12 protein-coding genes and 1 pseudogene are annotated in these 11,443 nt (G+C 71.4%); 4 read left to right on the forward strand and 9 right to left on the reverse strand.

The genetic code is table 11. The annotated features are described in order from the left end of the window. Positions 1-94: 94 nt before the first annotated feature. The 4 genes and pseudogenes from ACTYVM_RS19315 to ACTYVM_RS19330 all read right to left on the reverse strand — a co-directional run bounded on the left by ACTYVM_RS19315 (position 95) and on the right by ACTYVM_RS19330 (position 3,283). Entirely contained in the window at positions 95-448 is a 354-nt protein-coding gene (locus ACTYVM_RS19315; RefSeq protein WP_445527093.1) for an ATP-binding protein, read from the reverse strand. 128 nt (positions 449-576) lie between these two features. After that, complete coding sequence (locus ACTYVM_RS19320; protein ID WP_445527094.1) at positions 577-1,740, reverse strand: adenosine deaminase; 1,164 nt, start codon at positions 1,738-1,740, stop codon at positions 577-579. Between the two features lie 176 nt (positions 1,741-1,916). Further along, a pseudogene (locus ACTYVM_RS19325) lies at positions 1,917-3,125 on the reverse strand (RNA-guided endonuclease InsQ/TnpB family protein). Then, positions 3,122-3,283: a toxin-antitoxin system HicB family antitoxin gene (locus ACTYVM_RS19330; RefSeq protein WP_445527095.1), complete on the reverse strand. Its 162-nt coding sequence runs from the start codon at positions 3,281-3,283 to the stop codon at positions 3,122-3,124. The pseudogene ACTYVM_RS19325 and the gene ACTYVM_RS19330 overlap by 4 nt, the downstream one beginning before the upstream one ends. Before the next feature lie 126 nt (positions 3,284-3,409). On the opposite strand from ACTYVM_RS19330, the gene ACTYVM_RS19335 reads away from it, so the two are divergent. Next, positions 3,410-4,171 (forward strand): alpha/beta hydrolase, encoded by a 762-nt coding sequence (locus tag ACTYVM_RS19335; RefSeq protein WP_445527096.1) that lies wholly within the window; start codon positions 3,410-3,412, stop codon positions 4,169-4,171. A 12-nt stretch (positions 4,172-4,183) separates the two neighbouring features. Here the strand turns inward: ACTYVM_RS19335 and ACTYVM_RS19340 are convergent, their stop codons facing one another. Beyond that, positions 4,184-5,137 (reverse strand): LysR family transcriptional regulator, encoded by a 954-nt coding sequence (locus ACTYVM_RS19340; protein ID WP_445527097.1) that lies wholly within the window; start codon positions 5,135-5,137, stop codon positions 4,184-4,186. A gap of 63 nt (positions 5,138-5,200) precedes the next feature. On the opposite strand from ACTYVM_RS19340, the gene ACTYVM_RS19345 reads away from it, so the two are divergent. Next, positions 5,201-6,475, forward strand: a complete 1,275-nt coding sequence (locus ACTYVM_RS19345) for an MFS transporter (protein WP_445527098.1) — start codon at positions 5,201-5,203, stop codon at positions 6,473-6,475. Between the two features lie 176 nt (positions 6,476-6,651). Continuing rightward, positions 6,652-7,668 carry a sigma-70 family RNA polymerase sigma factor gene (locus ACTYVM_RS19350; protein WP_445527099.1) on the forward strand — a complete coding sequence of 339 codons (1,017 nt, stop codon included), beginning with the start codon at positions 6,652-6,654 and terminating at the stop codon, positions 7,666-7,668. Here the strand turns inward: ACTYVM_RS19350 and ACTYVM_RS19355 are convergent. Further along, on the reverse strand, positions 7,552-7,938 hold the full coding sequence (locus ACTYVM_RS19355; RefSeq protein ID WP_445527100.1) for an STAS domain-containing protein: 387 nt from the start codon (positions 7,936-7,938) through the stop codon (positions 7,552-7,554). The two genes, ACTYVM_RS19350 and ACTYVM_RS19355, sit on opposite strands and share 117 nt — an antisense overlap. A gap of 135 nt (positions 7,939-8,073) precedes the next feature. On the opposite strand from ACTYVM_RS19355, the gene ACTYVM_RS19360 reads away from it, so the two are divergent. Next, complete coding sequence (locus ACTYVM_RS19360) at positions 8,074-8,994, forward strand: AEC family transporter (protein ID WP_445527101.1); 921 nt, start codon at positions 8,074-8,076, stop codon at positions 8,992-8,994. 7 nt (positions 8,995-9,001) lie between these two features. Here ACTYVM_RS19360 and ACTYVM_RS19365 read toward each other — a convergent pair whose 3' ends face one another. From ACTYVM_RS19365 to ACTYVM_RS19375, 3 genes are all read right to left on the reverse strand, one after another. Further along, on the reverse strand, positions 9,002-9,589 hold the full coding sequence (locus tag ACTYVM_RS19365) for a Uma2 family endonuclease (protein ID WP_445527102.1): 588 nt from the start codon (positions 9,587-9,589) through the stop codon (positions 9,002-9,004). A gap of 95 nt (positions 9,590-9,684) precedes the next feature. After that, positions 9,685-10,968 (reverse strand): thymidine phosphorylase, encoded by a 1,284-nt coding sequence (locus ACTYVM_RS19370; RefSeq protein ID WP_445527103.1) that lies wholly within the window; start codon positions 10,966-10,968, stop codon positions 9,685-9,687. Between the two features lie 79 nt (positions 10,969-11,047). Then, on the reverse strand, positions 11,048-11,434 hold the full coding sequence (locus tag ACTYVM_RS19375) for a cytidine deaminase (RefSeq protein WP_445527121.1): 387 nt from the start codon (positions 11,432-11,434) through the stop codon (positions 11,048-11,050). Positions 11,435-11,443: the final 9 nt, after the last annotated feature.

The raw sequence follows: 11,443 nt of genomic DNA on the forward strand, positions 1-11,443 counted from the left end.
GGGAGACCAGGAAACACAGACACGGCTGGGGCGCACCCCCTGCAACCAGGAGGTGCGCCCCAGCCGTGCCGGTGTCCGCGGGGGGGAAGGCGGCTCAGCCCAGCGGCAGCCCGTTCACCGGCAGGCCGTGGGTGGGCAGGCCCTGCACCGGCAGTCCGCCGAGCAGACCGGCGACCGGCTTGGTCGGGCCGTTCTGGAGCAGGCCCTGGGCGGCCGGCTGCGCGGCCGCGAGACCCGACTGCATCGCGGGCTTGGCCTGGTTCAGCGCCGGGCCGGCCCCGGGCAGCGTGCGGGTGACGTTCTCCGTCGGGAGCGCCTTGCTGACGGTGCCGAGTGCCTGGCCGGCGTCCGGCAGGGCCGGCGCGGCGTTCGCGGCGCCCGCGCCGGCGGCGGCGAAGGCCGCGCCGAGGGCGGCGACACCGAGGGACTTGGCGGCAGACTGCTTCATGAAAACGCGTCCTTGGGTGGAAGACAGGGAACCGAGCGGTTCACGACCGTAAGCATGCCGAGCCACCCGCCGCAAACATCGAAATACGTACGGAATCTGCGGCCCACATGTGTTCCCGAATCCGCAGATCAGCCTTCCGAGGCCGAGAAACCCCTGGTGGACGCCGTCTGCTGGAACAGCCATTCGGATTTCAGCGCCGCATATCCGGGCTTGATCACGTCATTGATCATCGCCAGTCGTTCATCGAAAGGAATGAATGCTGATTTCATCGCATTGACGGAGAACCACTGGATGTCGTCGAGCGTGTATCCGAACGCCTCGACCAGCCGCTCGAACTCCCGGCTCATGCTGGTGTGGGACATGAGGCGGTTGTCCGTGTTGACCGTGGCGCGGAAGTGGAGCCGGCGCAGCAGTCCGATCGGGTGCTCGGCGTACGAGGGCGCCGCCCCGGTCTGGAGGTTGGAACTCGGGCACAACTCCAGCGGGATGCGCTTGTCACGGACGTAGGAGGCCAGCCGCCCCAGTTCGACCGTGCCGTCCTCGTGGACCTGGATGTCGTCGATGATGCGCACGCCGTGGCCCAGCCGGTCCGCGCCGCACCACTGGAGCGCCTGCCAGATGGACGGCAGCCCGAAGGCCTCGCCGGCGTGGATCGTGAAGTGGTTGTTCTCCCGCTTCAGGTACTCGAAGGCGTCCAGGTGCCGGGTGGGCGGGTAACCGGCCTCGGCGCCCGCGATGTCGAAGCCCACCACGCCCGAGTCCCGGTAGCGGTTGGCCAGTTCGGCGATCTCCAGGGCGCGGGCCGCGTGCCGCATCGCGGTCAGCAGGACGCCGACCCGGATCCGCCGACCGTTCTCGAGGGCGGCCCGCTCACCCTCGCGGAAGCCCTCGTTGACGGCCTCGACGACCTCCTCCAGGCTCAGCCCGCCCTCCAGGTGCTGCTCGGGGGCGTAGCGCACCTCGGCGTAGACGACGCCGTCCTCGGCCAGGTCCTCGGCGCACTCACGGGCGACCCGGACGAGGGCGTCGCGGGTCTGCATCACGCCGACGGTGTGCGAGAAGGTCTCCAGATACCGTTCCAGGGAGCCGGAGTCGGCGGCCTCCCCGAACCACAGGCCGAGCTTGTCCGGGTCGGTCTCGGGGAGTGCGGAGTAGCCCGACGTGCGGGCCAGGTCGACGACGGTTCCCGGGCGGAGCCCGCCGTCGAGGTGGTCGTGGAGCAGAACCTTGGGCGCCCGGCGGATCTGGTCCGAGCTCGGGGTGTCCCCCCGGTGGGCAGTCTGGCTCGTCATTTCGGCACTCTAACTCCTTTCGGCACTCCGACTCCTACGCGCGTAGATAATCGGGTGTACACATCCGTCGATATGTAACGGTGACCGCCCGGACGGGTGGCGTACACCGGTGCTTCTGACACTGTTCTGTCGTGACTCCACCCACGCGTGAACGCGCGGGCTCCCTGCAACGGCGGCTAGGCCACGTCGCAGAGGACCAGCCCGGCCCTGTTGAGGACGTTCGTCGCGCCGACGCGGTCAGCGTTGGCGGTGAAGCCGCACGCCGCGCACTGGAACTTCGCTTGGGTGACGCGGTTCTCCTTTGCGACATGCCCACACGCCGGGCACGTGCGGGAGGTGTTGCGGGCGTCCACTCCGATCACGAGGCGACCGGCACTTTCAGCCCTGTTCGCCAGGATCGTCAGGAACTGCCCCCAGCCCGCGTCCAGGATGCTGCGGTTGAGCCCGGCCTTCGCGGCGGCGCCGTTCGACAGGAAGGCGCCAGGCGCCTCGGGGTCGGGCCTGGGCGCTGGCGCCTTCGTCATGCCAGCAGTGTTGAGCCGCTCGTGCGCAACCACATCGTGGTCGCGGATCAGCGCGTTCGCGGTCTTGTGGTGGAAGTCGACGCGCTGCCTGCGGATCTTCGCGTGGAGCTTGGCCACCTTTCGAGCGGCGGCGCGATGCTTCTTGGTGCGCCGCCGGGTGCACTTGGGGAACGTGGCAAGGTGCCGTTGGGCCTCGGCCAGGTCCTCGGCCATCGCGTTGAGGAACCTCGGGTTGGCGACGTGTACACCGTCCGAGGTGGTCAGGAAGTGCACGGTACCCATGTCGATGCCGACCACGGCACCGCTGGGCGGCAGGAGCTCAGCAGGCACGTCGTCGCAGGACAGGAGTACGTACCAGCGGTTACCCTCCCGCTTGATCGCGATCGTCTTCACACGACCCTTCACGGGCCGGTGCTGGTGCACGCGAACGTGCCCGACGCTCTGAAGGCGGACGCGGGTCTGCGGATCGTGCGGGGTGGAGTCCCAGCGGCAGCCGTCTCCGTCCTTCGGGAACACAACGGTGTCGAAGTGTCCGACACCCTTAAACCGTGGGTAGCCGGGAATCTGCCCGGCCTTCACTCGGCGGAAAAACGCGGCGAACGCCTTGTCCAGCCGCCGCAGGGTGGCCTGTTGGGAGGAGCACGACCAGCGGCCCTGACGCTCCGGGTCGAATGCCCGAATCTCCTTGAGCTGGGCGGACTGGTCGCCCTACCGAACGGTGGTTTTCGAGGCGTGCCGGTAGGCGTCCCGACGCTCCTGCAATGCGCCGTTGTACCGGGAGCAGTGGTCTCGCAACATCTCAGCCAGCGAGGCCGCCTGACGCAGGGTGGGACGCAGGAGGAACTTGTACGCGCGGATCACCCCCTGCGCCTCCGCTCAAGGCGCAGGGCTTCGGCGAGGAGAACGCACGCAGCAGCGTTGAGCGAGATGCCCGACCGGTGGGCATACTCCTCGACCTGTCGCTTCAAATCCGGGGGCACGCGAAGGTTCAGCGACTCCCGGCGGTCACCTCTAGCCACGACCAAAACGCTACCACTTTTGACGGTTGGTCATATTCGGGGTTGGATGCCACGCTGCTCTGCAGCGCAATCGCGGCCTCGATTCCCCAACCGGCCGAAGCCGGCGGTCCGCCCGAAAGGAATCTGATGGCACACCAAGCGACGCCGGTTCGCACGGCCCGGCTGGGGAGGACGCTCGGCCCGGAGCCGGCGACGGTGAGCGGAGCGGTGCTGCTGCTCCCCGGCGGCCAGGAGGTGTCCACCCGCAGGCCCTCGCCGGTGCGGGCGGCCGCCTCGGTGCGCGCGTTGGGGCGCCGACTGGCCGGTGCGGGGCGCTCGGAGGGCCTGGCCGTGCACGTGGTGCACTACCGCTACCGCGGCTGGAACGGCGACGAGGCGCATCAGGCCCGCGACGCGGCGTGGGCCGTCGAGGAGGTCGTACGGCGCTACGGGGACGTGCCGGTGTGCCTGGCCGGCCTCGACATGGGCGGCCGGGCGGCGCTGCACGCCGCCGGGCACGAGACCGTCAACTCCGTGGTGGCCATAGCCCCCTGGCTGCCGGAGGCGGACGTGGCGGCCACGCCCGAACCGGTCAGGCAGCTCGCCGGGCGCCGGGTGCTGATCGTGCACGGCACGAACGACGAACGGGCCGATCCCGAGCTGTCCTTCCGGTTCGCCGAGCGGGCGAAGAAGGCCAACCGGGACGTCTGCCGGTTCGAAGTGCACGCCGACGGGCACGGGTTGCGTCAGTACCGGGACGAAGTCCTCGCGCTCACCGCGGACTTCGTCATGGGCTCCCTGTTCGGGCGGGTGTTCTCGCGGCCGGTGCAGGACGCGCTGGCGGCTCCGCCGCCCCTGGGGTTGCGGATGCCGCTGGCGGCCGGGTTCGGCAGGACGCTGCGGCGGTAGGGTCCTTCGCGCTCAGGCGGGGAGCAGCGTGCCGCGCTTGGCGAGCAGGAACTTCTTGAAGGCCGCCACCGGCGGGGTGTCCGGGTGGCCCGCCAGCCATGCCACGCCGATCTCCCGGACCGCGCGCGGGGCCGTCACCGTCAGTTCGGCGACTCCGGGCCGGGGGAAGGCCGGCGGGGGCAGCAGGGCGACTCCGAGGCCCGCCGCGACCAGGCCGCGCAGGGTCTCGGCCTCCTCGCCCTCGAAGGCGACCCGCGGGGTGAAGCCCGCCTCCCGGCACAGGGCGTCGGTGATGCGCCGCAGGCCGTAACCGGGTTCCAGGGTCACGAAGGACTCCTCGGCGGCCTCGGCCAGCCGGATGCGGCGGCGGGCGGCGAGCCGGTGGTCGGCGGGGACGACCAGGCGCAGCTTCTGCTCGTCGAGGCGGCGGGCGACCAGGTCGGGGGCGTCCGGCACCGGGGACGTCAGACAGAGGTCGAGCTCCCCCGCCCGCAGTCCCTCCAGCATGGCCTCACCGTAGTTCTGCACGAGGCTGAAGCGGACCCGGGGGTGGTCGGCGCGGAAGGCGTGGATGAGGCCGGGTACGGTCTCGGCGCCCATGGTGTGCAGGAAGCCGAAGGCGACCTTGCCGGTGGCCGGGTCGGCGTCGGCGCGCACCTCGTCGGCGGCGCGCTCGATCTCGGCGAGGGCGCGTTCCACGGAGGTGAGGAAGGCGCGGCCGGCGGGGGTCAGGGAGACCGTGCGGCCCCGGCGGGCGAAGAGGTCGACGCCGAGGTCCTGCTCCAGCCGGACCATGGACCGCGAGAGCGTCGACTGCGGGACCCGCATCTCCTGTGCGGCCCGGGTGACGTGCTCGGTGCGGGCCACGCCGGCGAAGTGCGCGAGGCGGGGCGCCAGCAACGCGACGATGTCTTCTGTGTCACCGGTCTGTGACAGGCGGGGCTGCGACCTCGGCTGATGCACCATGGGAACGATTATGCCGAGTCCGTGCATTGGACGGATGAGTGCGGGCGTTCCTACGGTCGCTGTATGACTCCCGCCGATACCGGGGCGCTCACCACCGTGGGCGCCGTCGCCTCAGTCCCCGACTCCGACTCCCGTATGACTCCGGGCGGCCCCGGCTACCGCCGGATGAGCCTCGCCCTGTTCCTCGCGGGTGTCGCCACCTTCGCGCTGCTGTACTCCACCCAGGCCCTGCTGCCGCTGATCTCCGGCGACTTCCACGTGGCGGCGAGCGAGGCGAGCTGGACCGTGGCCGCCGCGACGGGCGGCCTGGCGCTGTTCGTGCTCCCGGCGAGCGCGCTCTCGGAGCGTTTCGGGCGGCGTACGGTCATGACGGCCTCGCTGGCGGTCGCGGTGGTCGTCGGTCTGCTGGTGCCGTTCGCGCCGTCGCTGGGCGCGCTGGTCGTGCTGCGGGGACTCCAGGGCGCGGCCCTCGCCGGGCTGCCGGCCTCGGCGCAGGCGTATCTGGCGGAGGAGGTCCGGCCCCGGGCCCTGGTCACGGCGATCGGCCTGTTCGTGGCCGGCAACAGCGTGGGCGGCATGAGCGGCCGGGTCATCACCGGCTGGGTCGCCCAGGAGTGGGGCTGGCGGGTGGCCGTCGGCGTGGTCGGGGTGATCGCGGTGGGCTGCGCGGTGGCCTTCCGCCTGCTGCTTCCCACGCCGCGGCACTTCAGGGCGGGCTCGCTGCGCCCCCGGGTCCTCGCGCGCTCGGTCCGCGACCACCTCGCCGATCCGCTGCTGCGCCGCCTGTACGTGATCGGCGCGCTGTTCATGACGGTGTTCGGCGGCGTCTACACGGTGATCGGCTACCGCCTGACCGAGGCCCCCTTCTCCCTGCCGCAGGGCATCATCGGCTCGATCTTCCTGGTGTACCTGGTGGGCACGGTGTCGGCGTCGACGGCGGGCCGACTGGTGGGCCGCCTGGGCCGCAGGGGCGCCCTGTACCTGGCGGGTGCCACGACGGCGGCGGGTCTGCTGGTCTCCCTGCTGGACTCGGTCGCGCTGGTCCTGCTGGGCCTGGTCCTGATCACCGCGGGCTTCTTCGCCGGTCACGCGGTCGCCTCCTCGGCGGTCAGCCGGACGGCGACGCACGGCCGCGCCCAGGCCTCGGCCCTCTACCAGTCCGCCTACTACGTCGGCTCCAGCGTGGGCAGCACGGTGGGCGCCATGGCCTTCCACGCGCAGGGCTGGGCGGGAACGGTCGGCGTCGGCCTGCTGGCCGTCCTGGGCGTCGTGACGATCACGGCGCTCGGGTCGCGGGCGGCGCGGGTCGCGGCGCGGCGAACGCCGGTACCCGCCTAGGGTCTTTCGTTTGGATCAGGCCGGGCTCGCGGGGTCTGATCCAAACGAAAGACCCTAAATCCCCTCACCTGCTGTTTCGCTCGCGTCGGCGGCCGCTGTCAGTGGGCCGCGGTAGCTTCCGAAGTGCTGGGCGCGACGACGCGCACCGGACGGGACGGCCACAGGGCGGGTGGACGATGGGAAACGGTACGACGGCGACGGCGGGCCTCGACGAGCGACTGGAGCGGTACCGGGTCGAGCTGACCGGCTACTGCTACCGCATGCTCGGCTCGTCCTTCGAGGCGGAGGATGCGGTCCAGGACACCCTCGTGCGCGCCTGGCGGGGCTACGAGAAGTTCGAGGGGCGCTCCAGCCTCCGCTCCTGGCTCTACCGCATCGCGACGAACGTCTGCCTGGACATGCTGGCGGCGGGCGGCAAGCGGGCCCGCCCGATGGACCTGACCGAGTCCACGCCGCTGTCCCGCGCGGCGCTGTCCCCGCGCCCCGACCACACATGGCTGGAGCCGATGCCTGACGCCCGGGTGCTGCCGGCGGTCGAGGATCCGGCGGAGGCGGCCGTCACCAAGGAGTCGGTGCGGCTCGCCTTCATGGCCGCGTTGCAGCAGCTGCCGCCCAAGCAGCGGGCCGTGCTGATCCTGCGCGAGGTGCTGGCCTGGCGCGCGAGCGAGGTCGCCGAGTTGCTGGGCACGTCGGTCGCCTCGGTCAACAGCGCCCTGCAGCGGGCCCGCGCCACGCTCGCCGAGCGGCGCGACAGGGCCGCCGAGGCGGCTGTGTCGGACCCGCTGGACGAGGCCCAGCAAAGGCTCCTGGAGCGCTATGTGAAGGCCTTCGAGGGGTACGACATGGCGGAGCTGACCGCGCTGCTGCACGAGGACGCGGTGATGACGATGCCGCCGTTCGACCTGTGGCTGACGGGCCCCTTTGACATCACGGGCTTCATGACGACACTGGGCGCGGCCTGCGCGGGCTCCCGGCTGCTGCCGATACGGGCCAACGGGCTGCCGGGCTTCGCCCAGTACAAGCCGGACCCGGAGCAGGGCGGCTTCACCGCGTGGGCGGTCCAGGTCCTGGAGACGTCAGAAGGCCGGATCACCGGGTTCCACTGCTTCCTCGACACCCAGCGGTGGTTCCCACTGTTCGGGTTGCCGCTCCGTCTCGAAGGAGAGGCCGACCAGTGCGAGGAGGGCCTCTAGCTCCGGATCCGGGTCGCGCAGCCGGATCCGGCCGCCGGCCCGCCGGGCGGTGAGCTGGAGCCGCGCCAGCAGGTCGACCACGCCGAGCCCCGGCGGTCCAAGACCCCCGACGTCGCACACCACGACTCCGCCCCGGGTGTCCTCCAGCAGGGCCCGCACGTCCGCGCACAGCCCCGCCACCTCGTCCCGGGTGACGGGGCCGGCGAGCACGAGCACGGCAGGTGTCCTGGCATCCACGGTCTGTAGACCGTGCGACCGCCCCCAACTCATCGCGAACCGGGGGCCAAAGGACCGCCCGAAGATCACATTGACCCGCTCACCGCCCTCCCCGGAGGGTGTCCGTATGCCCCATGGATCAGCACCGCCCTGGATACCCGACGGCCACCTGCCCGCGAGGGAGGCCGAGTGCGGGGAGTGCTGAGCGGGTTCGCGGTGATCGCGGTGGTGATCGGCGTCGGCTACGTGATCGGGCGCCGCGGCTCCCTCGGCGACCAGGGCCGCGAGGTGCTGACCAGGCTGGCCTTCCACGTGGCCTCCCCTGCCCTGCTGTTCACGACGCTCGCGCGGGCCGACCTGTCGGTGATCTTCTCCAGCCGGCTACTGGTGACGGCGATGAGCACGGCCGCCGCGGCGGGTGTCTTCGTGGCGTTCGGCGCGGTGCGGCGCTGGGGTGTGGGCCGCACCACGATCGGTGCGCTGTGCTCCAGCTATGTCAACTCCGGCAACCTCGGCATCCCGATCGCCGTGTACGTCCTGGGCGACGCGTCCCTGGTGGCCCCGGTCCTGCTGTTCCAGCAGATCATGGTCACGCCCATCGCCCTGACGGTGCTCGACCTCTCCGGGCCGGGCGGGAAGGGCTCCCTGTGGCGACGCCTGCTCACCCCGCTGCGCAACCCGATCGCGGTGGGCTCCCTGGGCGGGGTCCTGGTCTCGGCGACCGGCCTGCGGCTGCCCGGTCCGGTCATGGACCCGATCACCCTGATCGGCAACATGTCGGTCCCGGCCGTCCTGCTGGCCTACGGCATCTCCCTGCGCGGCAGCGCGGCGCCCGGCCGGGGCAGCGACCGGCGGCTGGTGCTGCTCGCCGTGGCCCTGAAGTCGGCGGGCCAGCCGCTGGCGGCCTGGGCCCTGGCGGCGGGCGTCTTCAGCCTGAGCGGGGCACCTCTGCTGGACGTGGTGGTGACCTCGGCCCTGCCCGCCGCCCAGAACCTGTTCACCTACGCGAGCCGCTACCGCGTCGGCGAGTCACTGGCCCGCGAGTCCATCCTGCTGTCGACGATCCTGTCGGTGCCGGTGCTGGTGGTGGTCGCGGCGCTGTTGGGGTGACGGCCGGTCAGTTGCAGGGGAACATGCTGGTGTCGAGAACCAGTTTGAACGGCTCGGGGAGCTTCAGCTCCTCGCCGTACTCGACTGATGCGAGTACCCGATACGTTCCCCTCTGCGGCTCGCCGTAGAGCGTCGCCGTGGGACGACCCGAGTGCCAGGGATCCAGGAGAAGGTAGAAGGGCACGCCTCCCACGGCGTAACCGTGGGCTTTCTTGATGCGGTCGTGATTGGCGTTGCTCCGAGACGTGACCTCGACGACCAGTTCCGCCTCGCCGACAGGCACCCGCGTTCCTCGGCGCAGGGCGACCCTCGGCACCACACAAAGATCAGGGACGAACAAGCTGCCCGTCTCAGGGCACGTCAGCCCGAGCGTCTGATAGACGCCCCAGTCGCAGTTGGGCGGAAGTGCGCCGTACAGGCGTTCGTGAAGCAGTTCCGCGGTGTCGTTGTGTTCTTCGGACGGCGGCGGTGACACGGTGACGATCCCCTCGATGATCTCCACCCTGCCGCCCTCGGGCCATTCCATCTCCTCCCAGAACCGGACGAGGTCGTCCCAGCTCCGCTCGGGGTCATGGCTGACGGTGAGTGCGCTCATGGCGGTCTCCTATCGGTGCGTCACCGATCCCAGCATGCCGAACGGGACCGGCGGAGGTCCACCGGTCCCGTTCACCCAAACGGGGAAAGCGCAGGTCAGACGATACGTTCCAGCACCACCGGCGAGGCGGTGAAGTCCGTGCCGGGCGCCGCGATGTCGAACGAGCCCTCGACCGACTGGAGCGCGTACTCGAAGCGCTCGGGGGTGTCCGTGTGGAGGGTCAGCAGGGGCTGGCCCTCCGTCACCAGGTCACCGGGCTTGGCGTGCAGCTCGACGCCCGCGGCCGCCTGGACCGGGTCCTCCTTGCGGGCGCGGCCGGCGCCCAGGCGCCAGGCGGCGACACCGACGTCGTAGGCGTCGAGGCGGGTCAGGAGACCGGAGGACGGGGCCGTGATCACGTGCTGTTCCCGGGAGGTGGGCAGCGGGGCGTCGGGGTCGCCGCCCTGGGCCGCGATCATGCGGCGCCAGACGTCCATCGCCGAGCCGTCGGCCAGGGCCTTCGCCGGGTCCGCGTCCTTCAGGCCGGCCGCGTCCAGCATCTCGCGCGCCAGGGCCAGGGTCAGCTCGACCACGTCCGCGGGGCCGCCGCCGGCCAGGACCTCGACCGACTCGCGGACCTCCAGCGCGTTGCCCGCCGTCAGGCCGAGCGGGGTCGACATGTCGGTCAGCAGCGCGACGGTCCGCACGCCGTGGTCGGTGCCCAGGCCGACCATCGTGGAGGCCAGCTCACGGGCGTCGTCCAGCGTCTTCATGAAGGCGCCGGTGCCGACCTTCACGTCGAGGACCAGCGAGCCGGTGCCCTCGGCGATCTTCTTGGACATGATGGAGGAGGCGATCAGCGGGATCGCCTCGACCGTGGCGGTCACGTCGCGCAGGGCGTACAGCTTCTTGTCCGCGGGCGCCAGGCCGTCGCCCGCCGCGCAGATCACCGCGCCGACGCCGTCCAGCACGGACAGCATCTCCTCGTTGGACAGCAGCGCCCGCCAGCCGGGGATCGACTCCAGCTTGTCCAGCGTGCCGCCGGTGTGGCCGAGGCCGCGGCCCGACAGCTGCGGGACGGCCGCCCCGCAGGCCGCGACCAGCGGGGCCAGCGGCAGCGTGATCTTGTCGCCGACGCCGCCCGTCGAGTGCTTGTCGGCGGTGGGACGGGACAGGGAGGAGAAGTCCATGCGCTCGCCGGAGGCGATCATCGCCGCGGTCCAGCGGGCGATCTCCCCGCGGTTCATGCCGTTGAGGAGGATGGCCATCGCGAGCGCGGACATCTGCTCGTCGGCGACCTCCCCGCGGGTGTACGCGTCGATCACCCAGTCGATCTGCTCGCCGCTGAGTTCGCCGCGGTCCCGCTTGGTGCGGATGACGGAGATGGCGTCCATGGCCATGAGGTTCGGTTCCTTCCGGGGTGCGAAGGGGGCGGGCGGCCCTCCTGGCCCCACGGGGTTCAGGAGGGCCGCCCTGGTGTTACTTGGTGAGGTGGTCCGGCCCGAAGGCCTGCGGCAGCATCTCGGACAGCGGCAGGATCCCCGCCGGGGTCTCCAGGATCAGGTCCGGCCCGCCGAACTCGTACAGCAGCTGGCGGCAGCGCCCGCACGGGACGAGGATCTCGCCCTTGCCGTCCACGCACGTGAAGTGCGTCAGCCGGCCGCCCCCGGTGTTCGCGAGCTGCGAGACCAGGCCGCACTCGGCGCACAGGCCGAGTCCGTAGGAGGCGTTCTCGACGTTGCAGCCGGTGACGATCCGGCCGTCGTCGGCCAGCGCGGCGGCACCGACCGGGTAGTTCGAGTAGGGGACGTACGCACGGGTCATCGCCGCGCGCGCCTTCTGCCGCAGCGCCTCCCAGTCGACCATGGCGTCCGA

This window comes from Streptomyces cyslabdanicus (assembly GCF_052663305.1).